The following is a 26,384-nucleotide window of genomic DNA, read 5'->3' as shown; positions in this document are numbered from 1 at the left end:
ATGGCAGGCTGGCATACACGCGCCATTATTTACCAGATTGATACCGCCCTGTTTTACGATCTTAACGGCGATGGCTGTGGCGACATCGCCGGGATCGCCGCGAAGTTGCGCTACATCCGCCGGATGGGCGCGACGGTTATCTGGATCACCCCGTTTTACCTCACCCCTTTTCTCGATGAAGGCTATGACGTAAGCGACCATTTGCAGGTCGATCCCCGCTTCGGCAAGCTCAACGATATCATCGCCTTTATTGAACAGGCGCGGGAGCTGGGGATGAAGGTCATTATTGAGCTGCTGATCCAGCACACCTCGGATGCGCATCCCTGGTTTCAGCAAGCCCGCCGCAACCCGCAGTCACCCTACCGTGACTATTATCTCTGGTCTGACACGGACGAGGACGATACGCCACCGATGTTCCCCGGCGTGGAAAAGAGCGTCTGGACATGGGACGACGAAGCGGGGCAATACTACCGGCATATGTTTTATCACCACGAGCCGGATCTCAATCTGGCCTCCCCGGCGGTGCTGAAGGAGGTTGAGAACATCATCATCTTCTGGCTAAAGCTCGGGGTGTCGGGCTTTCGCCTGGATGCAGCGTCGCACCTGACAAAACAGGCCGGGCGTGGAGATGAAAAACGCGGCCTGTGGATCCTGGAGCATCTGCGCCGTCTTATCGAACAGCGCAATCCGGACGCGATCCTGCTCGGCGAAGTCGACGTGGAGGTCGACGCCTACAAAGATTATTTTGGTCAGAATGACCGGCTCAACCTGGTGCTGAATTTCTGGCTCAATAAGTACTTTTACGTCAGCCTTGCAGAGAAGAGCGCACGACCGCTGCGCAACGCGGTGAAAAAGATGATTGTGCCGCCGGACTCCTGCTGCTTCGCCAACTGGCTGCGCAATCATGATGAGCTGGATCTGGAAGGGATAGGCAAAAAAGCGAAGCAGACCGTCATTGATGCCTTCGCCCCTGATGAAGAGATGAGCGTGTATCAGCGAGGGATCCGCCGCCGTCTGGCGCCGATGCTTAAGGGCGATCGAAAGCGGCTGGCCTTTTGCCATGCGGTCTTGTTTTCGCTGCCGGGCGTACCGGTCATGCGCTACGGGGATGAAATTGGAATGGGCGATGATTTAGATCTGGAGGAGCGTTACGCCGTACGCACCCCGATGCAGTGGGCCGGATCGCAGGGCGGCGGTTTCTCAGATGCCGACCCGGAAACCTTTATCGCCCCAATGATTGACCATGGTCCGTACCGCTATCAAAAAATCAACGTGGCGGATTCGCTGTTGCACCGCAACTCCCTCCTGCACTGCATTATCGATATCGCCAATACGCGCTCGGAGTTTCCTGAGATCGGCGTCGCGCCGTTTCGTCTTATTACTATCGACAACGATGCGGTACTGGGGATCTATTACGAAACCGACACGCGCAGCATTCTGACCTTCGTTAACTTCAGCGATAAGCCCGTTAATTTTACCGCCAGAGGGATCCGGCATGCGACCTGGACCGCATGCCTGGCGGACAAACGCTACGACGACGCGCTGGTATGCGGCAAAACCGTCGCGCTTAACCTCAGCGGCTATGGCTACCGCTGGTTCTGGACCGATCGTACCGCACTGCGCTGATTATCGTCTCCGCGAGAGCAGCAGACGCGCCACGATCGCGCCCGTGACGGCGAGGGAGCCGAGCAGCACTTTCCCCGGCATGCCGGAGGTAACGCTGGTGGCGCGCTCTTTTGCTTCGTCGGTGAAATGCCCGTGGATTTTATGCAGATCGTTAACCGGCTGATCCAGATAGTCCTGACGGTCATCCGCATTTAGCGTATCGGTCATCTGCCCTTCCCAGGCCTTTTTAACCATCAGCCGGTCCAGAAAACCGGGGAAAAGAAACTGCCCGACAATCGACTGGACGGTGCTGCTGCCCACCCATAGTTCCCGCACCGGTTTCTGCGCCACCTTAAAAATAGCGCTGGCGGCCACTTCCGGCTGAAAAACGGGGGGGACCGGGCGCATCGCCCAGGCAAATTTATTCCTCGCCCACTCGAACTGCGGCGTATTGAGGCCCGGCATCTGTACCATTGCGATCTGCACCCGGCTGTTTTCATGCATCAGCTCGGTGCGTACGGCATCGGTAAATCCGCGGATCGCGGCTTTCGCCCCACAGTAGGCTGACTGCAAGGGAATGGAACGGTAGGCCAGCGCGGAGCCAACCTGAATAATCGTTCCACGATCGCGAGGAGTCATTAATTCCAGCGCGGCGCGGGTGCCGTTAACATAGCCCAGATAGGTCACCTCGGTGACGCGGCGAAACTCCTCCGGGGACATGGTGCGAAACGGCGCCAGCATCCCGCCCATGGCGTTATTCACCCACACATCGATGGCTCCAAGCCGGTATTCAATTTCGTTAGCAGCATCGGTCACCGCCTTGCTGTCCGCCACGTCGGCCTGAACGGCACACGCGTTGATCCCGAAACGGCGCAACTCCTCTTCTGTGGAGCGCAGGCTCTGCTCATCGCGGGCAATAATGCCTACATCGTAGCCCGCTTTAGCAAAGTGCAGCGCCGTGGCTTTCCCCACGCCCGCCGTACCGCCGGTAATAACGATAACAGCCATAGCCTTTCCCCTTGTCTCAGACGTTATCCCATCCGGAGAGTATTTCGATCAGTTCAGACAGCGAATAACGCACCGCTTTTTCCACCACATCCTGACATTCACCGGAAAACAGCACGGTGCGGGTTTCCGTCTGTCCGCGAATATTCCAGCCGAAGCAGACCGTACCGGCTGCCGTGCCATCGTCTCCGCCTTCCGGTCCCGCATAGCCGCTGATGGCAACACCAATATCCGCCTCGGCAATATCGCGAATTTTAGCGGCCATCTCAGTAACCGTTTGTTCACTGACAGCGGTGAAGCGCTCAATCGTTTCGTGCCGCACGCCGAGGATCCTCTCCTTCGCCGCATCGCTGAACACCACCATGCCAACGTCATAAAATTCCGCCGTGTTCTCTTCAGCGCAAAGCGCAACCGCGAGATTACCGCCGGTGCAGGACTCCGCCGTGGTTAGACGCAGTCCTCTTTCTGTGAGCGTCGTGGCAAGCTTTTTCGTCAGCTCGCTGATGGTCGTATTATTATCGTGAATAAGGTTGCTCATGGATGTGCCCCTTAGTTAATTTTCTTCAGGAATAATTGAAATATGGCCGTTACGCTCAAGGATCGCGTACTTAATATCCTTTAATTCCGTTATGCCGTGGTTCTGGCGTGCTGAAACCAATATATCATCGCAGGATACATCGACTTTTTTCAGTTTATCCGCAATGGGAATACCATTCTCTACCAATATCACCGGGGTGCCATCAAGAACATTCTCAACAGAAGAAGAATATTTTTTAATCAGGCCAAAAATAATATCCACCACCACCAGTGTTGTTATTGTAATCATCGCACCGGTGACGGAAAAATCTTCGCCCAGTAGCGCCTGCTGTGTCGCCTCACTGATAATTAAGAGCAAAATAAGGTCAAAGCTGGTCATTTGCAGCAGGGCGCGCCGTCCGGCGACTTTAAACACGATCACCAGAAACAGGTATATTGCCAGGGCACGAAAAACCATGTCCATATTCGACTCCTAGGGGTAAATAAACTGCCAGAAGCGGATATCTGGCCCGTTGTTTACGCGGATGCTGTTTGTCCATTTCCCTGCTTTTGTCGGCGTGATGAACAGCAGGACGGTGAACTTATCGCTCTGTTTCAGATTGTCGTAAACGAGAAACAGGGTATTCCCCCGGCTATACATGCTGTCCGGCTGCGGCCAGACGCTGCCTGGCTCATATACGTCGCTGCTTTCGCTGGTCAGGCTGAGAATATATTTACCCTCAGACGTCACCGGAAACGTCAGCGTCATCCGCGATTCGGTCTGGCGGCGGCCGAAGCGCTCATAGCTCAGGTTCAGGGATTTTGCTTCGTTTGTTTTCTCCACGTCGCTAACCGCACCGCTGGAAAACAGGCCGGCTAACGCGGCCACGATAATACCTAACAGAACAATAAAACCCACCTGACGAAATGCATACTCAAACGTCAGTAAACGATAACTCTCTTTTATCCCAGGCACTTTTTCATTTTTTGGTTCCATGGCTTTTGTCACCGTTTCGCTTAATTGCCGAAATTTTTGATTTTTCTACGCAAATGCTTTTAAGACTTATCACATTTGCCACATAAAGGAATAGCAACAATACTTAATAAGTCAAGACATCCAAAATGAAGGATATCAGATGAAATTATCAGTGATTTCAGCCTTGTTAATATTAATTATCCCTTCCGCATGGGCAGATAATAACGGCGGGTTACAAAAGGGTGAAGCGCCGCCACCGCCGCACGCCCTGGACAGTGGTTATCGTGGTACCGATGATGCGCGCATTATGACCATTACTCAGGCGAAAGAGATGCATGATGGCGCCTCTATTTCACTGCGCGGCAATCTTATTGATGGCAACGGCGATAAATACGTATTCCAGGATAAAACCGGGAAAATCGACGTTATTATCCCGAAAGCCGTATTTGACGACAGAACCGTGGAACCTGACAACATGATCAGTATTAGCGGCTCGCTCGATAAAAAATCATCCCCACCCGTAGTGCGGGTCAGCCACTTGCAAAAATAATTCAGCGAAGCGTTAACGCTGTAACTATCCATCAAATCTCACCCCTAACAAGGAGTTAGCTATGAGTGATAATGAACAACGTACGAACGCTTACCCAACGCCACCTTTCCCGGAGCAGCCCCAGACGCCACCGGGCCTGGCCTCTGAAATGGACCCTGTTCCCGATCACGGCGAGACAAGCTACAAAGGGCATGGCCGGCTTACCGGTAAGAAGGCGCTAATTACCGGGGGCGATTCCGGCATCGGACGCGCGGTAGCCATTGCCTATGCCCGCGAAGGGGCAGATGTCGCCATTAACTATTTGCCGGAAGAGGAAGAAGACGCTGCGGAAGTGATCGCCCTGATTAAAGCGGAAGGACGGAATGCCGTCGCGCTACCGGGCGATGTGCGGGACGAAACTTTTTGTCAGAACCTGGTGGAACAGGCCGTCGGAAAACTGGGCGGGCTGGACATCCTGGTGAATAACGCAGGCCGCCAGCAGTACCGTGAGACGCTGGAAGAACTGACCACGGAAGATTTTGACGCGACCTTTAAAACCAACGTCTATGCGCCTTTCTGGATCACAAAGGCGGCGTTGCGCCACATGAAAGCTCCCGCTTCCATCATTAACACCTCATCTGTACAGGCGGTAAAACCGAGCGCCGTACTGCTTGACTATGCGCAGACCAAAGCCTGTCTCGCGGTGTTTACCAAAGCGCTGGCGAAACAGCTGGGTCCGAAAGGGATCCGCGTGAACGCGGTAGCGCCCGGACCTTACTGGACCGTGCTCCAGCCCAGCGGTGGGCAGCCACAGGAAAAAGTGAAACATTTTGGCGAGAGTACCCCTCTGGGACGCCCGGGACAGCCCGTGGAGATCGCACCGCTGTATGTCACTCTGGCCTCGGATGAGTGTTCATACACCTCCGGGCAGGTCTGGTGTTCAGACGGCGGCGACGGCGTCATCTAGCGCTCAAGCAGCGCAGAGTGTAGGCCGGGTAAGGCGAAGCCGCCACCCGGCAAATTGTTGCTGGCGAATGCTAAAAGGCTGCGAAAGCAGCCTTTTTTACATTTAAGGGGTGACGACAGGAAACCAGAAACTGAAGCTCTCCATGCAGCGCAGCATTTCGTCTACCTTCGCGGCGTTGCCGACGATCGTCACCTCTCCTGCCTGTTGCGCCTTTTTCAGCGTGGTCTCCTTAAGGATGATTTTGTTCAGCGTTTCGCGGCTGAGCGTAATGGTTGCATCCGGATCTTCTGCCTGGATATTGGCACTGTGGTTTAGCACGCCATTCTCCAGCTCCAGCTTATACCTGCCGCCCTCGCGGCCTAAATCAACGTTAAAAACGCCTCTGGCATTCGCCGCTCTGACGCCGTTAAGATGAACGCCGAAGTAGTCAAAAATCATCTCAGTCGACATGGCACGGACCGCATCCGGGCTGGCGGTTTTGGGCGTCGGCTTTATCTTCACGCCGTTACGCAACTCTTGCGCACCGGTGAGGTAGGCGTTACGCCACGGCCCTGACTCCGCATGGTATCCCAGCTGTTCAAACGCATCGGCTTCCAGTTCGCGCGCCGCCTTATTATTCGGATCGGCAAAAACGACTTTACTGACCACCTGAGCCACCCAGCGATAATTCCCCCGGGCATAATCGACACGGGCTTTTTCAAGGATTGCGCGGGCTCCGCCCATGTAATCGACATACTTTTTCGCCGCCTCGACCGGAGGCAGTTCATCGAGCGTCGCCGGATTGCCGTCGAACCAGCCAAGATAGTAGACATAGGTGGCTTTGACGTTGTTGCTTACCGAGCCGTAATAGCCACGGCCTGCCCAGGATTTAGCCAGCCCGTAGGGCAGGGCGAAATTTGCGGCTATTTCATCCCTCGTCAGCCCCTTATTCGCCAGTCTGAGCGTCTGGTCGTTGATATAGCGGTAGATATCACGCTGGCTTTTCATCAGCTTCACCACTTTTTTGTTACCCCACGTGGGCCAGTGGTGCTGAGCGATAATGATTTCCGCTTTATCACCCCAACGATCGATGGCGTTATTGATGTACTTTGACCATGCCAGCGGATCGTGTATTTTCGCCCCGCGCAGCGAGTAGGTATTGTGCAGGGTGTGAGTGACGTTCTCTGCTGCTTCGATCAGCTTTTTCTCTTCCACATACCAGAGCATTTCAGACGGCGCTTCCGATTCCGGCGTCAGCATAAAGTCATAGGTGAGACCGTCAATGACCTCTTTCTGCTCCTCTTCGGTAATAGAGTGAGTGGGCGCGATGAGCGTGACCGTTCCGGCTGAGGTGGTAGTCCCCAGACCTGCCCCCACCTGCCCCTTCACACCGGGTTTCAGCAGGTTTCCGTGGATATAGCTGGCACGGCGGCTCATGGCGTTTCCGGCCATGATATTTTCCGATACCGCCTCTTCCATAAAACCGGCTGGCGCATAGACTTTCACTTTGCCGGACATTACCCCGGCTTCATCAATTACGCCACGCACGCCGCCATAATGATCGACGTGGCTATGGGTATAAATAACGGCAACAACCGGACGTTTGCCGCGATGCTTAACGTAAAGATCCATGCCCGCTTTAGCCGTTTCCGCAGACACCAGCGGATCGATAACCGTGATCCCCTCTTTGCCCTCTATGATTGTCATATTCGACAGATCGAGGTTGCGGATCTGGTAGACGCCTTCCGTGACTTCAAACAGACCGCCGATATTATTCAGCTGCGCCTGACGCCACAGGCTCGGGTTGACGGTATCCGGCGCTTTTTGCCCTTCTTTGATAAAAGCGTATTTCTGGGGATTCCAGATAACGGCGCCTTTTTCACCTTTAATCACCGCAGGTGGCAGCGGGGCAATAAAGCCTTTATGCGCATTTCGGAAATCGGTTTTATCAAAGAAGGGCAGTTGACCATAAAGTGCATCATTCATGTGTTTCGTATGGGCAGTAGCTTCCTTCACCTCCTTTTGTGCCAGGACAGGCAATGAGATCAACGAGGCCAATAGCAGACCAGCAACGGCCATCGCACTAACGAGAGTTTTAAATTTCATACATCCTCGAGGCGTCATATTCACGCTGGCGGTACATGGGGGGAAAGGAGGCTATCACCGGGCTTTTCTTTTACCTATGGAAATAACGTTTATAAATAAATAAGTTTATTCTTTCGTCGCTGCGGCCTTCAGGGATAATGCTGAGTCCAATTATTTCCCCGGAGTGATTCGATGAAGAGCCTGCCGTTCTTTTTCGCTATATTAAGTCTGAGCACATTAACAGCATGTAGCTCTCCACCACCAGACAACGTTGAAAAGATTAATCATCTGCAAATTCCGCTGGTATTACCGGGGGAAAAACCGCCGCAGGCACAGATATCTCATATCGCGTCTCTTTATCAGGAAAATAAACAGCAGATCGATAACTTAACGCGCAGCGTAAAATCACAGTATCTTCAGGACACTACCGCAAAAGAAATTTTTGTTGCGGACAGCGCTGTACAACGCGTTTACGCCTCGCTGACCAAACTGGAACAGTTAGATATGGTTAATCAGCAATACCTGAAAGACAATAATGTCACGGGCCTGCAAAATATTCATATTATGCTTGAACCGTTATTCGCCAGCTGACAACAAAAAACCCGGCAACATAGCAGCCGGGTTTTTCTTAATCGCCATATCACATGCATCAGTCGTACTGACCAAAGCGATAGCTAAGCCCTGCGGTGACGGAACTCAGGTCGCTGCTCACACCGATCTGGTTTGCATTACCCACATTGCTTACCCACTGATATTCCAGGCGGCCAGCCCAGTTTTTATTGAAGGCGTATTCAGTACCCACAGCTGCAAGCGGGCGCACACCGGTTTCAAAACGATTGTGACCACTTACATCGGATTCAGCGCGATAGCCCATCGCACCGGCACGGCCGTAGATATCCCAGTCATTGGTCAAGGCATAGCTGGCCTTCAGGGACATTTGCAGACCCTGCGTCTTCATTTGCGCCCCTGCGCCATGCTGACCCTTGATCTGCATGTTGCCTAAATAATCATAACCGCCTTCTACCGCAAGCCATGGGGTAATCTGGTAACCCGTATAAACACCCCCACCGACATTATCATGGTCAAAATCGAAGTGGTCGGAATTATTGTTATCAAACGCTTTTGAACCCATATTGGTATCAAAATAGTGTGACCAGCCGAATTTCGCTCCGCCATACCAGGTGCCCGCATCAGCGGCGGCGAACGCGGAAGTGGCGGTAAACGCATTAACCATAATCAAAGCGAGAACTGTCTTTTTCATAAATATACCGTTTACTTAATAAAGATAAACCTTAGAAAGCAAACGATATAGAAAATTAACAGCCTCGTTAATTCCATTTCTGTTTAATTTTAAACTTCCCCTAGAATGATTCAGGTAAGTGTCTGACTTCAAGCAAATACCCACCGCGCTTAAAGGAGATATATTCTCCCTGTTTAAGGGCGGATAATACATTGAGTATACTACTGCGAGAAAGCAGCGTACGATCCTGAATATATTCCAGTATCGTGGTACGCAAACGCGTCTCCTCCGGGAGCAAAATCATTTCCTGAAGGTGGTTACGAATAACGGAATAGGTACGCTGCTGGAGTACCTGCGCATCACGGAATATCAAATAGGCCGTATGGTATGAGAGCAGCGCTGCGACATCCTCCCAGACGCCCTCGGCACGGAATAACTCGGCCGCCTTGTCCGCATCGAGACGTAAAATGGTCGACTCCCTTTCCGCACGGAGAAAATGGCCTTGCGTAGGCTGGATCATCTCAGCAATACCAAACAAATGCGGCTCGTAAACGGTCACGACCACCAGTCCATCCGATGTCCGCAGCAGGGACAGCTCCCCTTCCAGAAAGAGGTACATCTGCTGTTTCCCCTTCCGTAACCAGGTGAGTCGCTTACGTGGAACAACGTGCACTTTCTCCGCTATCGGCTCAAGGATAGCGGTCAGTCGTTCGATGGATTTTTCGGGTCGAACAGGCGGTAAAATATGCATGGTACAACCTTCTGACATTCAGTATCTGCCATTATAGACCATATATTTTAAGCGGTTAGCCGATCAAAACTGGTAGCTGTAGTTGACGCTGGCAAACCAAAGATAAGGATGGTCGTAACTTCCGGCAAACGCCACCGGCGATTTCACATGCGACGACTGCATATGAAGATACGACACGGCAATACCAATATTGCTGGCCGGGGTGATCTGATACTGGGCTCCCGTACCAAATCGCCACTCATCGCCGGTAGGTAAGGTTAAGGCCACATCGCTCTGGCTTTCATACGGCGAGCTGTCGAACGCCACACCGGCATTCAGTCGCCACTGAGGCGTTGGACGATACTGCACGCCCACCGCACCGTGCCACGTGTCCTTCAGGCGGCTGACGTTGTTAAGCTGCTGGTCCCCGACGACGATTTGCGGCGCGCCGAACTGGCTCCAGTCCTGCCAGCCGAGATCGCCCATAACCGACCACTGCGGGTTAATGTCATGCACAAGGCTGAGCATAATTTGCTGCGGCGCGCTGATTTGTGCTGACACCGGCAGGTCGTAGGTGCCGTTCTGTAGACGCGCGTTGCCGTCAATATTGAAGCTGTAGTCCGTTTCGCTGTTCCAGGTAATACCGGCTCGGGTCTGGTCAGTTAGCTGCATCAGCAGCCCAAGCCGATAGCTCATGGCCAGGTCTTCATCGCGTCGCCGGTAGTCATCATCGTTAACGCTGCGAGTCAGCGAGAAGTAACCGTAGTTAACGTTGGCGGACGCGCCAATCGAAAGACGGTCGTTAAGCTTATAGGCCAGCGAGGGGCTGAGCGTCATGGCTACCATGGTACTCTTTTTAATCAGCCTGTCGCCCGCCCAGCTGCCGTAGTCGATCCCCAGGCCGTAATTACCGTAAAGCCCGACCCCGGCATAAAGATTATCGGTCACCTTCTGGCTATAAAAGGCGCTGGCATTCGGGATGGTTTTCATCACATCGCCGGGGCTTTGATGGGCATCGTTATCCAGCTGGTTGTCGATGGAGCCATCCATAACCTGTAACCCACCGGTGACCATATGATCCGGTAAGGACGTCATGCCAGCCGGGTTGGTCATAATTGTAGAGGCATCCTGCGCACGAGCCGCCTGCCCTGCTCCGGCAAGCGCGGTATCTTCGGTGCCAGCTTCATAAAAATAGAGGGCGCTGGCATGGGCACTGGAGGCAGCTAATAAGCCAGCGCACAGGAGGAGTCGTGTTTTCATCTGCGATCCGGGAAATAAAAAATTTGCCGACAGATATAACAGGGGCGATTGATTACGTAAAAAGAAAGAGGGTTTAATTTTAAATTATGCGCGCGCGTAATTATATTTATGACACTCCAGCGACAGCCGGAACAAAGGCACCGTGATTCTGCATGCACCGGGTGAGGAATTTCTTACAATGCCGTTTGTACTCGTTCGGCTTAAGACAAGCGTTACTCACTACTGGGATCGCTCTTATCCTCTCGCATGGATTCGATAAACTCCCGTTGCTCCGGTGTGAGTTCAAGCTCATCCAGCAGGCGATCTAACTCTTCTTCAGGCGATTCCTTTTGATTCTTTCTCTTCCCGCTAGCCATACTCACCCTTGAGTTATTAGGATTAATCTCAGGGTATCCAGGGTACAGGAAATGTGCAACTTAGCGTGTTATGCCATGAGTGATTCGTTGTTTAGCAAAAGCAGACTAAAAGCATATAAAATCACCCTTTACGCATAAAAATTCAGTGTTAGCATGGAGGTACATAATTTTTTTCTGGAGATGGCTATGCTGGACATAACTCATTTTGGGCTTTTCGCCCTATCTGTATTTCTCCTTTCCGTTACACCTGGGCCTGATATAGCCTACGTGGTAGGTCAAAGCGTGGTTAATGGAAGACGCGCGGGAATTATCTCTGCCGCTGGTGTAGCATTAGGTAGTTGCACACATGCAATTGCAAGCGCTGTGGGATTAACCGCGTTGATAACAGCATCTCCGATGATGTTCACCATCATTAAGTCTCTCGGTGCGGCTTATCTGGTGTATCTCGGTAGTAAGATGATTTGGGGAACGCTGACAAAGCAAACCACGAATCACAACGAAGCTGAACGCGTTAAGGCAAAAGCGACTCTGACGAGTCTACTTACTAAAGGTTTCATAACTACCTTAACCAACCCGAAGGTACTGTTATTCTTCATCTCCTTTTTCCCTCAATTCGTTGCGCCTGGAAGCGAGCACCAGACAGCTTCTTTTCTACTCCTGGGAATGACCTACGCATTGATCGCTTTTATGACTGATTTAACGTTCGCCGTACTTGCAGGTAGTGCAGCCGGAACCGTTTCGCAAAACAGAAGGTTGCAGAAAATACTGGATAGAATTGTTGGTGTAACATTCATTGGATTAGGGCTCAGGTTGGCGTTTACACGCCGTTAAGAATATGGGGCGTTCAGCCCCTTATTCTTTGGGATAAGAAAATACAGCAGTGACTAAATGTGACCCTGATTTATCAGATTGGACGTCATACGCGAAGTTATACCGCTCTCCAGGTGTAAACTTAAATCCGTACACAGGAAGACACCCGCCCTTTTGAACATACAAGGGCTTGTCATCAAAAATCTTGTGAAGAGAGTCGCTATTATCACTGTTAATTTGGATAGCAGTGATCCGTTCCTGTGGCTCCAGTGGTGACACGACACAAACTTGATTATCTTTGATTAATGCCGTTGAAGATTCACGATCTACCATTCGATCACCAGGCCCAGAGCATCCCGTTAAGATGAACACAACACCCAGCAACATTTTGTACTTCATGTTTAACGCCCCTGTACATCCCCATGCGCCCAGGCCTTTGATAATAAGACCACTTACTAATCCCATAAACCAGCAGTAACCAGTGATCAGCTAAAATAGAGGCTTGCTGTTCAAGAGAGTAATCAGTGAGCTTTTCTTTATCCAGCCTGTAGGTATATTCAGCAGCCCAGTAGGACTTGCTCGAAAGCTGGAGCCTGGAGATTATTCCGCTGGCTTTCACACGATTATTATCGCAATGTCAGCACAATCAGCACTCCTAAGTTAACAATGAAGATTGTCGGTTATGGCGTTAAAGCAAAAGTGATTTTCGACCTGTTAACAGCAGAAAATGGAACCCGTTAATCCTTTGTATTTTTTCGATAACGCCAGGATTTATAGGAAATTACCGGCGGCTGTGCGAAGGACATAATGGCAACCCCAAAGATCATCGCCAGCCCCCATGCAGCTGCTCTATCAGGTGAGCTGAAGACGAAAAGTAGCAGTAGGGTAAAGGTACACACAGCCACCACTCCCGCCAGGGTAACAAATCGTCTAGCGAGGTCATTTATGGCCTCTCCAGGCGTTCCTCCATATTTTTCATTATTGCTTTTTATCTTCTGCAATTCGGGCTGCGTAAACCCTGAACGTAACAAAGCCTCATCAGTCACTTTCATATCGTCTCGTCCCTTATCTCCCAAAAGTGTTTTTCCAATCGCTGATTATGCAAGCAATCATAATGATGAACTTTACAGCAATCCAGCCGAAACTTTTCGGCAGATTCCATCTCCCCTTTCTTACTATCTGGGTGATGCAAGGACATTACGACAATGGTTGGTTTCGCTTTGCGAAAGTCAGAAGTACTTTGTATTGATTAACACTTAGTATTGATTCATGTACAAACTTTGCTAAAACCTCCCTACCCTCTGACAGAGGAAAGCCACTTACCTTCCTTTAGTGGTTTATGTCGGAATTTTTGACAACGAAAAACCCTCCATTTCTGGGCCTGTGAGAGCCTATCAGCGGGACGCTGTGATATGGGTCTGTCAGTTTACAATTGTGAGGGGGATGACGAGCTGTAGAGTTTCTGGTGGAGCATACGGAGCTATTGGTGGTGGTGCTCGCGCTGGTGTGGATTTCAGGCAATAAAAAACCCCGCCGGAGCGAGGTCAAAGTGGGGATGTTTTAGAATTGTTCAGGCTTCGGCCTTAATGTTCATGACTGTTCTGGTGCTGACGTTGTGGCTTTCTGCGATCGCACGAATGGTTTTACCTGCTGCGAGTTCTGCTTTAATGGCTTCACGATCAATAGAGCGACCTTTGCCCCGTCCGGTGATCCTGCCTGCGGCTTTTGCTGCTTCGTAACCTTCACGCTGGCGCTCCAGCATCGTTTCACGTTCCATCTGTGCGACTGCTGCCAGTACGGTCAGCATCATATTACCTGCTGGAGAGTTCTTCCCGGTCTTAAAATCCTCTTTGTGGAACTGAACAACTACACCCCGTTCTGTTAACCGCTCAACCGTTGCCAGCAAGTCAGCAGTGTTACGGCAAAGGCACAGGAAGACAGCGTTTCGCCTGTTGTAATAAAGCGAGGCAAATTGCAACGCAAGCAAAGTAGTGTAACGCAGTGATAACACCAGGATATTTCATGCAGATCCAGTGAAATTATTAGGCAGCTAATCGATCCACTCAGCGGATCTATAATAGAGCCGGGGATATTTTAAGCAGGAGGATGTAAACTGGGAGGATAAAGAGACGGGACACCTACGGGGGCGGGTTGTGTAAGTATTTCCTGTTGTCTTCGACCTTATTGCACGTAAAATGATCAGACACATTTTGGAAAGGAGTCTTTAATGGATATTGCGTTGCTTAACAGGGGCTGGAACAGAACATGGTCAGATACCATGGTAAATCTGGAAGCCCGGAAACTCGTCGAAACTGCAAATCGGCTATCAGCATTCTATTTGCAAGATGGGATAACACGTATCAAGTTTGTCGAAGAGATAAGGCAGGTCGTAGAGAAAGAATTTGAAACTGCACGACGGGCCAAAACCGATGCAGAATGCATTGCATGCATCAAAAATCTGCGTGCCGAAACAGATAATCTGCAAGAACAAGAACGCCTGTTAAGAACCAGAGCCGCCCAACTTTATGCAAAGGTCGAGTTTGTCAGGGAAAACAATAAAATCGTGGGATACGTGATTTCGGCAATCCATATAGTGGTATCTGGAGCAGCATTATTTGGTGGGATGGTTATGATGTCCACTATGACCCCTGTTGGAGTTCTTGCAGGAGCAGTTTTATTTGTTGATGGTATTAACGGTATAACAAAAGAAGCAAGCCATCTTCGCTATGGTGAACAATCCAAATCGGAAGGAATTTTTGCTGATGGCGCAATGGAGACCGCGCAATTTATGGGGTTTAGCCCAAAAAGTGGATTAGCTTTTTATAATACGGTGACTCTAGGGGCGAGTGTCTATAGTATCTTCGGCTTAGCAAGTAAACCCGGAGCTTGGCGATTATTCCGTTGGCTGCCGCGTGATTACTACCGAAAAGTTGACACAATGAGCAAGCCTAAGCTAACGATGAAAATCGCTGGATATGGTGTCAAAGCGAAAGTCATTTTTGATCTTCTGGCTACTGATAACAGTACTAATTAAGATTTGTTCGCTCTACAGAATCGCCAAGATTTATAAGCAAGTACAGGCGGTTGTATAAAAATTGCAACCACTGCGCCACAAGAAAGGCCAATAGCACCAGAGAAAACACTCTGCTCAGATGCGAACATCACAAGAAAAATGAATACAGCAAGGCAACCGGATACAACCCACACGGCAAGAATAAATCGCCTAGCCAGGTCCCTGATTGCATTCCCCAACGTTCCACCATAGCTTTCAACGTTGTTCTTTATCTTCTTCAAATCCGATGGTGTAAAGCCAGAACTCAACAAAGCCTCATCAGTAACATCCATATTGTCCTCTCCGCATTTCTTAACTGGCAATGGCACACATAATCATAGTGATGAACTTTACAGTAATCCACATGATGTTTGTGCAATGTATCAGCTTTCAGACAATAGAAGCCATAAAGCCCCGTTAGTGGTAGAAGCAACAAGCGGAGCATAGCGACTGCAACAGGCCAACCTAGTTGGTTTCGCTTTGCGAAAGTCACCAGTGACCAAATCAGATTGTCAGGGGGATCACACCTTATCAGGGTGCTCGTGTACCTTTCGGAGCGTGAGCAAAGCGCTGGCAGAGCCGGATCTGTAGCTACCGGGGCATTACCACTATTCACCTGTTTACGTGGCTCATAGGGCCACACATCGGGCTTAAATGCGTGTGTTCAATCTGTTCGGGAGTTATGCCAGGTATGCGGCTTTTTGTTCGTTGTTGTACTATCGCGGTAAGAACCTGGAACCACCGCCAGCGTGAGGATATGTTCCCTTGTACCACAGACCTATCACGCGACAGGTACGGGTATAGAACAGTGGGTAGTTTTAGTTGTACCTGCTAAAGCAGAGCAACGTAACTAACTGATGAAATATAACTTCTTGATTTATGAGGAGACTGGAGCGGGCGAAGGGAATCGAACCCTCGTATAGAGCTTGGGAAGCTCTCGTTCTACCATTGAACTACGCCCGCTTTGAGGTGCGTAAGGCATTATAGACCTTACGCCTCTTCATACAAGCCTTTACCCCACTAAGTGGCGATTAAATAATCACTTAGCACTTCGGTTTACTGCCCTGCGCCGGAAGATAACGCTGCGGATCGATGGCCGTGGCCTTATAGCGGATCTGGAAATGCAGCTTCACCGTATCCGTCCCGGTACTGCCCATGGTCGCAATCTTCTGCCCCGCCTTCACGTTCTGGCCATTATTCACCAACATCGTGTCGTTATGCGCATATGCCGTAATGTAGTCCTCACCATGCTTAATCATGATCAGGTTACCGTATCCACGAAGCTGGTTACCGACATAGACCACCTTTCCGGCCCCTGAAGCGTAAACCGGCGTGCCGCGTGCGGCAGCGATATCAATACCTTTATTGCCCCCTTCCGAGAGCGAGTACGGCGCAACCACTTTTCCGCTTGCAGGCCAGATCCAGCAGCGCTGACCGACCGGCGGCCAGGATGATTTAGGCACCTGATAGGATGGCGTCACTTTGGCTGTTTTACGCGTTGAGGACTTTTTCCCTGAGGAGGAACCGCCGTTAACCTTGAGCTTTTGCCCTATCTCAATGGTATACGGTGGAGAGATATTATTCAGGCGCGCCAGCTCCTTCACGCTGGTCCCCGTGGCACGTGAGATGCGGTAGAGCGTGTCCCCGCGCTTAACGGTATAGACGGCACCGGAATAACTGCCCATATCCGAAGATTTACTCCCCGAGCATCCTGCTACAAGTAGCGTCAGCGTCAGGCAGAAAACGGCAATGATCGGGTTTCTCGTCAGGCTTCCTGCAAACAAAACAGCTCCTCGGTCAGCGTGAATGGCGCACTATGATAGCAGCCCAAACTGATGCGGGTCATGCCCTTTTCCGCTCTGTGGGCCAAACCGTTTGCATAAGAATGCAGTATAATAATTCCGCTGATGGTGCTGAACCATTAAGCATTATGGCACTGGAGCATCAATGAGTATTCAAGAACACGTTATTTTGGTAAATGACCAGGGAAAGGTGATTGGCACTCAGGAGAAGTACGCCGCGCACACGTCACACACCCCGCTTCACCTGGCCTTCTCTTCATGGCTGTTTAACGCTAACGGAGAATGTCTGATTACCCGGCGCGCCTTAAGTAAAAAAGCCTGGCCCGGCGTGTGGACCAACTCCGTTTGCGGACATCCACAGGCCGACGAAGCGACAGAGCAGGCGATTATCCGCCGCTGCCGCTTTGAAGTCGGCGCCGAAATCATAGACATCACTCCCGTTGCCCCGGCGTTCCGCTACCGTGAAGCCGACCCTTCAGGGATCGTTGAAAACGAGATCTGCCCGGTCTATGCCGCCCGCGTAACGAATACCCTCGCAATCAATAGCGACGAAGTGATGGAGTATCAATGGGTGGAGCTGGACGCGATCTTCCGCGCGCTGGACGCCACTCCGTGGGCATTTAGTCCGTGGATGGTGCAGGAAGCGAACACTGCGCGCGAAAAACTCAGCGCTTTTGCGGCGCAATAAAAAAGCCCCGGCGATAAACGCACGGGGCTTTTTTTACGTCTTAACGGCTTATTTCACCGGACGCATCGCCGGGAACAGGATCACGTCGCGGATGGTGTGGCTGTTGGTGAACAGCATCACCATACGGTCGATACCAATACCCAGGCCAGCCGTCGGCGGCAGGCCGTGTTCCAGCGCGGTTACGTAGTCTTCGTCGAAGAACATCGCTTCATCGTCGCCTGCCGCTTTCGCGTTAACCTGATCCTGGAAACGCTGCGCCTGATCTTCTGCATCGTTCAGCTCGCTAAAGCCGTTACCGATTTCGCGGCCACCGATGAAGAATTCGAAGCGGTCAGTGATTTCCGGGTTCTCGTCATTACGACGCGCCAGCGGAGACACTTCCGCCGGGTATTCGGTGATGAAGGTCGGCTGAATCAGGTGCGCTTCGGCCACTTCTTCGAAGATCTCGGTCACGATACGGCCCAGACCCCAGCTCTTCTCAACCTTAATACCGATGCTTTCAGCGATCGCTTTCGCAGAGTCGAAGTTATCCAGATCCGCCATATTGGTTTCCGGACGGTATTTCTTGATCGCTTCGCGCATGGTCAGTTTTTCGAACGGCTTGCCGAAGTCGAACACTTCTTCACCGTAAGGGACCTGCGTGGTGCCCAGAATATCCTGCGCCAGGGTACGGAACAGGGATTCGGTCAGCTCGATCAGATCTTTGTAATCCGCATACGCCATATAAAGTTCCATCATGGTGAACTCTGGGTTATGACGTACGGAGATGCCTTCGTTACGGAAGTTACGGTTGATCTCGAACACGCGGTCGAAACCACCTACCACCAGACGCTTCAGATACAGTTCCGGCGCGATACGCAGGTACATGTCCAGGTCCAGGGCGTTGTGATGGGTGATGAACGGACGGGCAGAGGCACCGCCTGGGATCACCTGCATCATCGGGGTTTCTACTTCCATAAAGTCGCGGTTAACCATGAACTGGCGAATACCGGCCATGATCTGGGAGCGAATTTTGAAGGTCTTACGGGATTCATCATTAGAGATGAGATCCAGGTAGCGCTGACGATAGCGCGCTTCCTGATCCTGCAAACCGTGGAACTTGTCCGGCAGCGGGCGCAGGGCTTTGGTCAGCAGACGCAGCTCGGTGCAGTGGATAGACAGTTCACCGGTCTTGGTTTTGAACAGTTTACCTTTAGCGCCCAGGATGTCGCCCAGGTCCCACTTCTTGAACTGCTCGTTATAGATGCCTTCCGGCAGGTCGTCACGAGAGACATACAGCTGAATGCGGCCGCCAACGTCCTGTAAGGTCACGAAGGAGGCTTTACCCATGATACGACGGGTCATCATGCGGCCCGCCACGGACACTTCAACGTTCAGCGCTTCAAGCTCTTCGTTCTCTTTACCGTCGAAGTCTGCGTGCAGTTGGTCTGAGGTGTGGTCACGACGAAAATCGTTCGGGAACGGCACGCCCTGCTCGCGCAGCGCTGCCAGCTTCTCGCGGCGGGTTTTCAGTTCGTTGTTAAGATCGACTACCGCGTCAGCGCCCTGTGATTGTTGTTCAGACATGTTGGTTCCTCATAACCCTGCTTTCAAACTTGCTTCGATAAATTGATCCAGGCTGCCGTCCAGCACCGCCTGCGTGTTACGGGTTTCAACCCCGGTACGCAGGTCTTTGATGCGGGAGTCATCAAGGACGTAAGAACGGATCTGGCTGCCCCAGCCGATGTCGGACTTGTTGTCTTCCATCGCCTGCTTCTCAGCATTTTTCTTCTGCATCTCCAGCTCATAAAGCTTCGCTTTCATCTGCTTCATGGCCTGGTCTTTGTTCTTATGCTGGGAACGATCGTTCTGGCACTGTGTTACCAGCCCGGTTGGAATGTGGGTAATACGCACCGCAGATTCCGTACGGTTAACGTGCTGACCGCCCGCGCCGGATGCGCGGTACACGTCGATGCGCAGGTCAGCCGGGTTGATGTCGATATCGATATCCTCATCCACTTCCGGGTAGACAAACGCGGAGCTGAAGGAGGTGTGGCGACGGCCACCGGAATCGAACGGGCTCTTACGCACCAGGCGGTGAACGCCGGTTTCAGTACGCAGCCAGCCGTAGGCGTAATCGCCAATAATCTTAATGGTGACGGACTTGATACCCGCCACTTCACCTTCGGACTCTTCGATAATCTCGGTTTTGAAACCGCGCGCTTCTGCCCAGCGCAGATACATACGCATCAGCATGCTGGCCCAGTCCTGCGCTTCGGTACCGCCAGAGCCTGCCTGAATATCGAGATAGCAGTCAGCGCTGTCGTATTCGCCGGAGAACATGCGACGGAATTCCAGCTGCGCCAGCTTCTCTTCCAGCACGTCGAGTTCTGCCACGGCTTCGTTAAAGGTTTCTTCGTCGTCGGCTTCGACAGCCAGCTCCAGCAGCCCAGAAACATCTTCCAGACCCTGCGCCATTTGATCCAGCGTATCTACGATGGCTTCGAGGGAGGAACGTTCTTTACCCAGCGCCTGCGCGCGTTCAGGTTCGTTCCAGACGTCCGGCTGTTCCAGCTCGGCGTTTACTTCTTCGAGACGCTCTTTCTTGGCATCGTAGTCAAAGATACCCCCTAAGAACGTCAGAGCGCTCCGTGAGGTCCTGAATGCGGTTTTTTACCGGATTAATTTCAAACATGGTCTGTTTTCTTTTATGAGCTTGTCAAAATGCGGTGATAAGAGCGGGATTGTACCGAATCCACGCCCTTTTTTATAGAGATTACTGACGCTAAATTGGCCAGATATTGTCGATGATGATCTGAAGGGTGCGGTTACCGCGGAACTCGTTAATATCCAGCTTATAGGCCAGCTCAACCTCGCGCACGCCGTTGTCCGGCCAGATGGAGGTATCAACGTTAAAGGCGATGCCGTCGAGCAGCGGCCCGCCGCCGACCGGTTCCACCATCACTTTGAGATGGCGTTCGCCCACGATGCGCTGTTGCAGCAAACGAAAACGTCCGTCGAAAAGCGGCTCCGGGAACATCTGCCCCCACGGGCCGGCATCGCGCAGCATCTGCGCCACCTCCATGGTCATTTCAGCCGGAGAAAGCTCGCCGTCAGAAACCACTTCACCCTGCAACAGAGACGGATCGATCCACTCGGTGACCAGTTCGCCAAACAGACGCTGGAACTCGTCGAACTTCGCCTCTTCCAGCGACAGGCCTGCCGCCATCGCGTGACCGCCGAACTTAATCATCAGGTTCGGATGAAGCGTGTCGAGACGCTCCAGCGCATCGCGCATATGCAGCCCCTGAATGGAACGACCGGAGCCTTTCAGCGTGCCGTCCCCGGCGGGGGCGAACGCGATCACCGGGCGGTGGAAACGCTCTTTAATGCGCGACGCCAGAATGCCCACCACGCCCTGGTGCCATTCGGGGTGATACATCGCCAGCCCACCCGGCAGGTTATCGCCGCTGCGCTCCAGCTTTTCGCACAGGGTCAGCGCTTCGGCCTGCATCCCCTGCTCAATCTCTTTACGGGTCTGGTTGAGTGCGTCCAGCTCACTGGCCAGCACGCGCGCTTCGCCGATGTTGTCGCACAGGAGCAGCGCGACGCCAACCGACATATCGTCCAGCCGCCCCGCCGCGTTCAGGCGCGGGCCGAGGGCAAAGCCTAAATCGCTTGCCGCAAGCTTCAGCGGATCGCGGTTGGCGATTTCCAGCAGCGCCTTGATCCCCGGACGGCATTTGCCCGCCCGAATGCGGCTCAAGCCCTGCCAGGTGAGAATACGGTTATTGGTATCGAGCGGCACCACGTCCGCCACGGTTCCCAGCGCCACCAGATCGAGATACTCCGCAAGATTCGGCACGGCAATCCCGCGCGATTCGAACCAGCCCTTATCACGCAGCAACGTGCGTAACGCCAGCATCAGATAAAACGCCACCCCTACTCCGGCCAGCGATTTCGACGGGAAATCGCAGTCGCGCAGGTTCGGGTTAATGATGGCTTCGGCGTCTGGCAGGGTTTCTCCTGGCAGGTGGTGATCGGTGACCAGTACCGGGATCCCCAGCGCATGGGCATGATCGACCCCCGCATGAGAAGAGATCCCGTTATCCACGGTCATGATCATCTGTGCACCACGGGCATGGGCCTGATCGACCACTTCCGGGCTGAGGCCGTAGCCGTCTTCAAACCGGTTCGGCACCAGGTAAGCCACGTTATCGCAGCCCAGCGCACGCAGGCTGAGTACGCTCAGCGCGGTACTGGTTGCGCCGTCGGCATCGAAATCGCCCACCACGACAATCCGCGTCCCGTCACGGAACGCGTCGTAGAGCATTTCAGTCGCTTTTTCGATGCCACTCAGCGCTTGCCAGGGCAGCATGCCTTTGACGCTGCGCTCAAGATCGCTTGCCGTACGCACGCCACGGCTGGCGTACAGCCGCTTTAAAAGCAGCGGAAGCGTATCTGGTAAATCCGCGGTTTCAACCGCATCGCGGCGGCGCAGTTTTATCGGGGCTTTCACGCGAATTATTTACCACCCGTCTGTTTCTGGTGTTCGTCGAGGAACGCTTTCATCTCTTTTGGACCCTGGTAGCCCGGCACCACATAGCCGTTGCTCAGTACAATGGCTGGCGTACCGCTCACGCCAAACTGTACGCCCAGCGCGTAGTGGTTAGCGATGTCGATATCGCAGGAGGCGGGCTTCACGCCTTTACCGTTCATCGCATCATCAAAGGCCTTGTTGCGGTCTTTCGCACACCAGATCGCTTTCATATCCTGCTCAGGCTGACTCTGCACGCCAGCGCGTGGGAAGGCCAGGTAACGCACGGTAATGCCCAGCGCGTTGTAGTCTTTCATCTCTTCATGCAGCTTGTGGCAGTAGCCGCAGGTGATGTCGGTGAAGACGGTAATGACGTGCTTTTCCTGCGCCGCTTTGTAGACAATCATCTCTTTTTCGAGCGCATTCAGGTTTTTCATCAGTAGCTGGTTGGTGACGTTCACCGGCTGCGCACCGCTCACGTCGTACATTGGCCCCTGAATGATGTGCTTTCCGTCTTCGGTCACGTACAGCACGCCGCTGTTGGTCAGCACCGTTTTCATGCCAGCCACCGGCGCTGGTTGGATCTCGCTGCTGGCGACGCCGAGTTTCGTCAGAGACTGTTTAATGGCGGCATCATCCGCATGGGCAAAACCGGAAACCGAAGCTGCCAGCAGGGTGAACAGCGCTAAAGACTTTTTCATATATGATCCTGTAACAATTCGTCGGCACTCACGCGCGAGGGTGGTGCTGTTGGTGTAGCTGCCGCAGGCGTTCCGTCGCGACATGGGTGTATATTTGCGTCGTTGAAAGATCGCTGTGTCCAAGCAACATCTGCACCACGCGTAAATCCGCGCCGTGGTTTAACAGATGCGTCGCGAAGGCGTGACGCAAAACGTGCGGCGACAGCTTCTCACTGTCAATACCCGCCAGTGTGGCGTAATGTTTAATGCGATGCCAGAACGTTTGTCGCGTCATCTGCTGCGCGCGCTGGCTCGGGAATAATACATCTATGGAGACGCCGTTCAGCAGCCACGGACGCCCGTGTTCCAGATACGTCTCCAGCCAGTAGACCGCCTCTTCACCCAGCGGCACCAGCCGTTCTTTGTTCCCTTTACCGATAACGCGCACCACGCCCTGACGCAGGCTGATATCGCTCATCGTCAGGCCCACCAGCTCAGAAACGCGCAAGCCCGTGGCATACAATAGTTCAAGCATGGCTTTATCGCGTAACTCCAGCGGAAGGTCAACTGCGGGCGACTGTAATAATCTCTCAACTTGCGCTTCGCTGAGATCTTTTGGCAGCCGCTGAGGCAGTTTAGGCGATGCCAGCAGTGCGCTGGGATCATCCGCGCGGATCTTCTCGCGGTAAAGGTGCTGGAACAGGCGGCGCATGGCGCTCAGCAGACGTGCGGAGCTGGTGGCTTTGTACCCCCCTTCCATCCGCTCAGCCAGTAACCCTTGCAGGTCATCGCTTTGTGCGCTTTCAAGCGTCAGACCCCGGTGCGCCAGCCACTCGACCAGCAGAGTGAGATCCCGACGATAGGCGCTAAGCGTATTTTCAGCGAGGTTTTTCTCCAGCCACAGCGCGTCGAGAAACTGTTCGATGAGTGCGAGATCCTTTTCCACATCAACCCCTATGGTTCTGCAATCTGGCCATTATGCCTGATTGCCATCGGTTTCTGGTACACTACGCGCAAAGTCATAGCAAGAATTGAGATAGTTACGCGATGAATATTGGTCTGTTCTATGGTTCCAGCACCTGCTACACCGAAATGGCGGCGGAGAAAATTCGCGACATTATTGGCCCGGAACTGGTGACGTTGCATAACCTGAAAGATGACGCGGTTGCCTTGATGGAGCAGTACGATGTGCTGATTCTGGGTATCCCTACCTGGGACTTTGGTGAGATTCAGGAAGACTGGGAAGCGATCTGGGATCAGCTCGATTCAGTCAATTTTGAAGGCAAAATCATTGCGATGTACGGCATGGGCGACCAGTTGGGCTACGGGGAGTGGTTCCTTGACGCACTCGGCATGCTGCACGACAAACTGGCGCCAAAGGGCGCGACCTTTATCGGCTACTGGCCCACGGAAGGCTATGAGTTCACCAGTCAAAAACCGATTATTGCCGACGGTCAGCTGTTTGTCGGGCTCGCGCTGGATGAAACCAACCAGTACGATCTTAGCGACGAGCGCCTCCAGAGCTGGTGCGAGCAGATTCTGGGTGAGATGGCCGAGCAGTTCAGCTGATTTACTCCTGCGTCGGCTGTTGCACGATCAACCGGCGCAGATCTCGCCACTCCGCAGGATCCATACTGTCTGCTGCCAGCCACAGGTGCTGGCGACGATTGTCCTCGACCCGACGCAGCCGTAGCATCATCCCGGTGTTGAGCATCCACGGCGTCCCTATCATTTCCCACTCTTTTCCCTGCCAGCGCAGGCGAGAATCCATCAGCAGCTTAATTTCACCTTGACGGGCGTTGATTCGACGCTGGCTGCGCACGCTGTCAAACACTACAAACGACAGCAAAAGCAGCCACAGAGGGGTATAGCTTAGCGGCCACGGCACCAATAACACCATTGCCGCGACCAGACCGTGGAGCAGTAAGGACATCCACTGTGAGCGCCACGAGACGCGAAGATCAGATTGCCACAGGACCACGTTCCTGATTCCGTGTTTGAATTAATTGCACCATCCGTTGCAACTCGGTGTCGGCGGGCTTGCCGTGATTCATCAGCCAGTTGAATAAATCCGGATCGTCGGACTCAAGCAGACGGACAAACAGGCGCTTATCGTCATCGCTTAAGCTGTCGTACTCATACTCGAAGAAAGGCATGATGGAGATATCAAGTTCACGCATGCCGCGACGGCACGCCCAGTGAATACGGGCCTTGTTGTTAATATCCATGTTCTGTTTCCTGCATTACGTTTGGCACAGTCGGTATCCCGTTCGGTATTCATTATTGCTCTTCGGGAACACCTGCTAGTGTAACGTGTTTTTGACCGTTTCTTTACTGGAATATTGCGAACCTCGAGCAGGCTTCCTGAATAATCCTTATAAAGACAGCGGATTACACTATTTTGCGTAGCGCCACGCATAACCGCGTAATGGCACGAATGGCCTGCTGAAAGCGCTTGCATTGAATACAGTCTCTTTTACCATTAGGTATTATCAAAGCGTTAAGCAATTCAGGACATCACTATGGCATTTACACCATTTTCTCCTCGCCAGCCCGCCGCCTCTGCGCGTCTGCCGCTGACGCTGATTACTCTTGATGACTGGGCACTGGCGACACTGACCGGTGCGGACAGCGAAAAATACCTGCAAGGCCAGGTCACGGCGGACGTGGCGCAGTTGACTGAGCACCAGCATCTGCTGGCCGCGCATTGCGATCCAAAAGGCAAAATGTGGAGCAACCTGCGTCTGTTCCGCCGTCAGGACGGATTCGCCTTTATTGAGCGCCGCAGCCTGCGTGACGCCCAGCTTAAAGAGCTGAAAAAATACGCGGTCTTTTCTAAAGTCACCATCGCCCCGGACGATGAACACGTTCTGCTGGGGGTAGCGGGTTTCCAGGCGCGTGCAGCGCTGAAAAACCTGTTTGCCGAGCTACCGGATGCTGAAAAACAGCTGGTCAGCGAGGGAGCGACCTCCATTCTGTGGTTCGAACACCCGGCGGAGCGCTTCCTGCTGGTAACCGACGAAGCAACGGCGGAACGCGTCACTGACGCCCTGCGCGGTGAAGCACAGCTCAACAACAGCCAGCAGTGGCTGGCGCTGAACATCGAAGCGGGCCTGCCGGTTATTGACGCGGCAAACAGCGCGCAGTTTATCCCGCAGGCGACAAACATCCAGGCGCTGGGTGGTATCAGCTTTAAGAAGGGCTGCTACACCGGACAGGAAATGGTGGCGCGTGCGAAATTCCGCGGCGCGAACAAACGCGCCCTGTGGACGCTGGCTGGTCACGCCAGCCGTGTGCCGGAAGCGGGTGAAGATCTCGAGATGAAGATGGGCGAAAACTGGCGCCGTACCGGCACCGTGTTAGCCGCCGTCCAGCTCGATGATGGCCGCCTGCTGGTGCAGGTTGTCATGAATAATGATATGGAGCCCGACAGCGTGTTCCGCGTGCGGGACGATGCAAACACGCTCAGCATTGAGCCGCTGCCGTATTCACTGGAAGATTGATGCTGTATCGCCCGGTGTTGATATTCTCCCTCTCCCTGTGGGCTGAGGGATCCCCAGTAATTTGAAAGCAAAAGCGATAACGTTG

Annotated in this window: 30 protein-coding genes, 1 tRNA gene and 1 pseudogene; 9 read left to right on the top strand and 23 right to left on the bottom strand. The window is 52.9% G+C overall.

Going from position 1 to position 26,384, the window contains the following annotated elements; genetic code table 11:
• A complete protein-coding gene (locus ACOT0L_RS01770; protein ID WP_045622067.1) occupies nt 1-1,626 on the top strand; it encodes an alpha-amylase family protein in 1,626 nt (541 codons plus the stop codon).
• On the opposite strand, the gene ACOT0L_RS01765 is transcribed toward ACOT0L_RS01770, so the two are convergent.
• The 4 genes from ACOT0L_RS01765 to ACOT0L_RS01750 are packed head-to-tail and all read right to left on the bottom strand — an operon-like array spanning nt 1,627 to nt 4,123.
• Nucleotides 1,627-2,613 carry an SDR family oxidoreductase gene (locus ACOT0L_RS01765; protein ID WP_023298529.1) on the bottom strand — a complete coding sequence of 329 codons (987 nt, stop codon included), beginning with the start codon at nt 2,611-2,613 and terminating at the stop codon, nt 1,627-1,629.
• 16 nt (nt 2,614-2,629) lie between these two features.
• The gene (locus tag ACOT0L_RS01760; protein ID WP_022649268.1) at nt 2,630-3,148 is read right to left on the bottom strand and encodes a 2-oxo-tetronate isomerase; all 519 of its coding nucleotides are present in this window, start codon (nt 3,146-3,148) and stop codon (nt 2,630-2,632) included.
• Nucleotides 3,149-3,163: 15 nt separating this feature from the next.
• On the bottom strand, nt 3,164-3,610 hold the full coding sequence (locus tag ACOT0L_RS01755; RefSeq protein ID WP_022649269.1) for a DUF421 domain-containing protein: 447 nt from the start codon (nt 3,608-3,610) through the stop codon (nt 3,164-3,166).
• Between the two features lie 9 nt (nt 3,611-3,619).
• A complete protein-coding gene (locus ACOT0L_RS01750; protein WP_023298530.1) occupies nt 3,620-4,123 on the bottom strand; it encodes a hypothetical protein in 504 nt (167 codons plus the stop codon).
• A gap of 139 nt (nt 4,124-4,262) precedes the next feature.
• Between ACOT0L_RS01750 and ACOT0L_RS01745 the strand changes: the two genes are divergently transcribed.
• Both ACOT0L_RS01745 and ACOT0L_RS01740 read left to right on the top strand, forming a co-directional pair.
• Nucleotides 4,263-4,652 (top strand): YdeI family stress tolerance OB fold protein, encoded by a 390-nt coding sequence (locus tag ACOT0L_RS01745; RefSeq protein ID WP_022649271.1) that lies wholly within the window; start codon nt 4,263-4,265, stop codon nt 4,650-4,652.
• Nucleotides 4,653-4,713: 61 nt separating this feature from the next.
• Nucleotides 4,714-5,598 carry an SDR family oxidoreductase gene (locus tag ACOT0L_RS01740; protein ID WP_022649272.1) on the top strand — a complete coding sequence of 295 codons (885 nt, stop codon included), beginning with the start codon at nt 4,714-4,716 and terminating at the stop codon, nt 5,596-5,598.
• A gap of 102 nt (nt 5,599-5,700) precedes the next feature.
• Here ACOT0L_RS01740 and ACOT0L_RS01735 read toward each other — a convergent pair whose 3' ends face one another.
• Entirely contained in the window at nt 5,701-7,683 is a 1,983-nt protein-coding gene (locus tag ACOT0L_RS01735; RefSeq protein ID WP_063150155.1) for an alkyl/aryl-sulfatase, read from the bottom strand.
• Between the two features lie 171 nt (nt 7,684-7,854).
• On the opposite strand from ACOT0L_RS01735, the gene ACOT0L_RS01730 reads away from it, so the two are divergent.
• A complete protein-coding gene (locus tag ACOT0L_RS01730; RefSeq protein ID WP_022649275.1) occupies nt 7,855-8,253 on the top strand; it encodes a hypothetical protein in 399 nt (132 codons plus the stop codon).
• Between the two features lie 58 nt (nt 8,254-8,311).
• On the opposite strand, the gene ACOT0L_RS01725 is transcribed toward ACOT0L_RS01730, so the two are convergent.
• From ACOT0L_RS01725 to ACOT0L_RS01710, 4 genes are all read right to left on the bottom strand, one after another.
• Nucleotides 8,312-8,923: an outer membrane beta-barrel protein gene (locus ACOT0L_RS01725; RefSeq protein WP_022649276.1), complete on the bottom strand. Its 612-nt coding sequence runs from the start codon at nt 8,921-8,923 to the stop codon at nt 8,312-8,314.
• 100 nt (nt 8,924-9,023) lie between these two features.
• Nucleotides 9,024-9,653, bottom strand: coding sequence for a winged helix-turn-helix transcriptional regulator (locus tag ACOT0L_RS01720; protein WP_022649277.1), 630 nt, complete (start codon nt 9,651-9,653; stop codon nt 9,024-9,026).
• Between the two features lie 63 nt (nt 9,654-9,716).
• Nucleotides 9,717-10,892, bottom strand: a complete 1,176-nt coding sequence (locus tag ACOT0L_RS01715; RefSeq protein ID WP_048965625.1) for an OmpP1/FadL family transporter — start codon at nt 10,890-10,892, stop codon at nt 9,717-9,719.
• A gap of 212 nt (nt 10,893-11,104) precedes the next feature.
• Nucleotides 11,105-11,248 carry a hypothetical protein gene (locus ACOT0L_RS01710; RefSeq protein ID WP_023298535.1) on the bottom strand — a complete coding sequence of 48 codons (144 nt, stop codon included), beginning with the start codon at nt 11,246-11,248 and terminating at the stop codon, nt 11,105-11,107.
• A gap of 186 nt (nt 11,249-11,434) precedes the next feature.
• Between ACOT0L_RS01710 and ACOT0L_RS01705 the strand changes: the two genes are divergently transcribed.
• Complete coding sequence (locus ACOT0L_RS01705) at nt 11,435-12,079, top strand: LysE family translocator (protein WP_023298536.1); 645 nt, start codon at nt 11,435-11,437, stop codon at nt 12,077-12,079.
• 21 nt (nt 12,080-12,100) lie between these two features.
• Here the strand turns inward: ACOT0L_RS01705 and ACOT0L_RS01700 are convergent, their stop codons facing one another.
• From ACOT0L_RS01700 to ACOT0L_RS01685, 4 genes and pseudogenes are all read right to left on the bottom strand, one after another.
• A complete protein-coding gene (locus ACOT0L_RS01700; protein ID WP_058676773.1) occupies nt 12,101-12,457 on the bottom strand; it encodes a putative T6SS immunity periplasmic lipoprotein in 357 nt (118 codons plus the stop codon).
• Nucleotides 12,396-12,626: pseudogene (locus tag ACOT0L_RS01695) on the bottom strand (hypothetical protein); the annotation flags it as partial. The pseudogene ACOT0L_RS01695 and the gene ACOT0L_RS01700, both read right to left, overlap by 62 nt.
• A gap of 169 nt (nt 12,627-12,795) precedes the next feature.
• The gene (locus ACOT0L_RS01690) at nt 12,796-13,110 is read right to left on the bottom strand and encodes a hypothetical protein (protein ID WP_126502679.1); all 315 of its coding nucleotides are present in this window, start codon (nt 13,108-13,110) and stop codon (nt 12,796-12,798) included.
• 518 nt (nt 13,111-13,628) lie between these two features.
• Entirely contained in the window at nt 13,629-14,045 is a 417-nt protein-coding gene (locus ACOT0L_RS01685) for a recombinase family protein (RefSeq protein WP_226863006.1), read from the bottom strand.
• A 240-nt stretch (nt 14,046-14,285) separates the two neighbouring features.
• Here ACOT0L_RS01685 and ACOT0L_RS01680 point away from each other — a divergent pair, with 240 nt between their 5' ends.
• Nucleotides 14,286-15,092: a DUF4225 domain-containing protein gene (locus ACOT0L_RS01680; protein WP_126502678.1), complete on the top strand. Its 807-nt coding sequence runs from the start codon at nt 14,286-14,288 to the stop codon at nt 15,090-15,092.
• Here the strand turns inward: ACOT0L_RS01680 and ACOT0L_RS01675 are convergent.
• The 3 genes from ACOT0L_RS01675 to actS form a co-directional block, all read right to left on the bottom strand.
• Nucleotides 15,089-15,403 (bottom strand): hypothetical protein, encoded by a 315-nt coding sequence (locus ACOT0L_RS01675; protein ID WP_126502677.1) that lies wholly within the window; start codon nt 15,401-15,403, stop codon nt 15,089-15,091. The two genes, ACOT0L_RS01680 and ACOT0L_RS01675, sit on opposite strands and share 4 nt — an antisense overlap.
• A 596-nt stretch (nt 15,404-15,999) precedes the next feature.
• A tRNA-Gly gene (locus ACOT0L_RS01670) sits at nt 16,000-16,073 on the bottom strand.
• Nucleotides 16,074-16,153: 80 nt separating this feature from the next.
• Nucleotides 16,154-16,894, bottom strand: coding sequence for an amidase activator ActS (gene actS / locus ACOT0L_RS01665; RefSeq protein WP_038416673.1), 741 nt, complete (start codon nt 16,892-16,894; stop codon nt 16,154-16,156).
• A 163-nt stretch (nt 16,895-17,057) separates the two neighbouring features.
• On the opposite strand from actS, the gene idi reads away from it, so the two are divergent.
• Nucleotides 17,058-17,600: an isopentenyl-diphosphate Delta-isomerase gene (idi, locus tag ACOT0L_RS01660; RefSeq protein ID WP_126502676.1), complete on the top strand. Its 543-nt coding sequence runs from the start codon at nt 17,058-17,060 to the stop codon at nt 17,598-17,600.
• 48 nt (nt 17,601-17,648) lie between these two features.
• Here the strand turns inward: idi and lysS are convergent, their stop codons facing one another.
• From lysS to xerD, 5 genes are all read right to left on the bottom strand, one after another.
• Nucleotides 17,649-19,166 carry a lysine--tRNA ligase gene (gene lysS, locus ACOT0L_RS01655; protein ID WP_022649302.1) on the bottom strand — a complete coding sequence of 506 codons (1,518 nt, stop codon included), beginning with the start codon at nt 19,164-19,166 and terminating at the stop codon, nt 17,649-17,651.
• Nucleotides 19,167-19,175: 9 nt separating this feature from the next.
• A protein-coding gene (prfB, locus tag ACOT0L_RS01650; RefSeq protein WP_096147815.1) for a peptide chain release factor 2 occupies nt 19,176-20,274 on the bottom strand; the annotation gives its coding sequence in 2 pieces (ribosomal slippage) (nt 19,176-20,198 and nt 20,200-20,274; 1,098 coding nt in all).
• A 90-nt stretch (nt 20,275-20,364) separates the two neighbouring features.
• Nucleotides 20,365-22,098, bottom strand: a complete 1,734-nt coding sequence (recJ, locus tag ACOT0L_RS01645) for a single-stranded-DNA-specific exonuclease RecJ (RefSeq protein WP_022649303.1) — start codon at nt 22,096-22,098, stop codon at nt 20,365-20,367.
• Nucleotides 22,099-22,103: 5 nt separating this feature from the next.
• Nucleotides 22,104-22,817 (bottom strand): bifunctional protein-disulfide isomerase/oxidoreductase DsbC, encoded by a 714-nt coding sequence (gene dsbC / locus ACOT0L_RS01640; RefSeq protein ID WP_022649304.1) that lies wholly within the window; start codon nt 22,815-22,817, stop codon nt 22,104-22,106.
• A 28-nt stretch (nt 22,818-22,845) separates the two neighbouring features.
• The gene (xerD, locus tag ACOT0L_RS01635; protein ID WP_003863442.1) at nt 22,846-23,742 is read right to left on the bottom strand and encodes a site-specific tyrosine recombinase XerD; all 897 of its coding nucleotides are present in this window, start codon (nt 23,740-23,742) and stop codon (nt 22,846-22,848) included.
• 101 nt (nt 23,743-23,843) lie between these two features.
• Here xerD and fldB point away from each other — a divergent pair, with 101 nt between their 5' ends.
• Complete coding sequence (gene fldB / locus ACOT0L_RS01630) at nt 23,844-24,365, top strand: flavodoxin FldB (RefSeq protein WP_015571793.1); 522 nt, start codon at nt 23,844-23,846, stop codon at nt 24,363-24,365.
• 1 nt (nt 24,366) lies between these two features.
• Here the strand turns inward: fldB and ACOT0L_RS01625 are convergent, their stop codons facing one another.
• Both ACOT0L_RS01625 and sdhE read right to left on the bottom strand, forming a co-directional pair.
• The gene (locus ACOT0L_RS01625) at nt 24,367-24,777 is read right to left on the bottom strand and encodes a protein YgfX (protein ID WP_022649305.1); all 411 of its coding nucleotides are present in this window, start codon (nt 24,775-24,777) and stop codon (nt 24,367-24,369) included.
• Entirely contained in the window at nt 24,758-25,024 is a 267-nt protein-coding gene (gene sdhE / locus ACOT0L_RS01620) for an FAD assembly factor SdhE (protein ID WP_003863437.1), read from the bottom strand. The genes ACOT0L_RS01625 and sdhE overlap by 20 nt, the downstream gene beginning before the upstream one ends.
• Nucleotides 25,025-25,318: 294 nt before the next feature.
• On the opposite strand from sdhE, the gene ygfZ reads away from it, so the two are divergent.
• On the top strand, nt 25,319-26,299 hold the full coding sequence (gene ygfZ, locus ACOT0L_RS01615; protein ID WP_022649306.1) for a tRNA-modifying protein YgfZ: 981 nt from the start codon (nt 25,319-25,321) through the stop codon (nt 26,297-26,299).
• Nucleotides 26,300-26,384: the final 85 nt, after the last annotated feature.

It is taken from the genome of Enterobacter cloacae complex sp. XAL002, from assembly GCF_049236805.1.
Taxonomy (GTDB): domain Bacteria; phylum Pseudomonadota; class Gammaproteobacteria; order Enterobacterales; family Enterobacteriaceae; genus Enterobacter; species Enterobacter intestinihominis.
The sequence above is the reverse complement of the archived record's forward strand: the minus strand, read 5'-3'. Positions and strand labels throughout refer to the sequence as shown.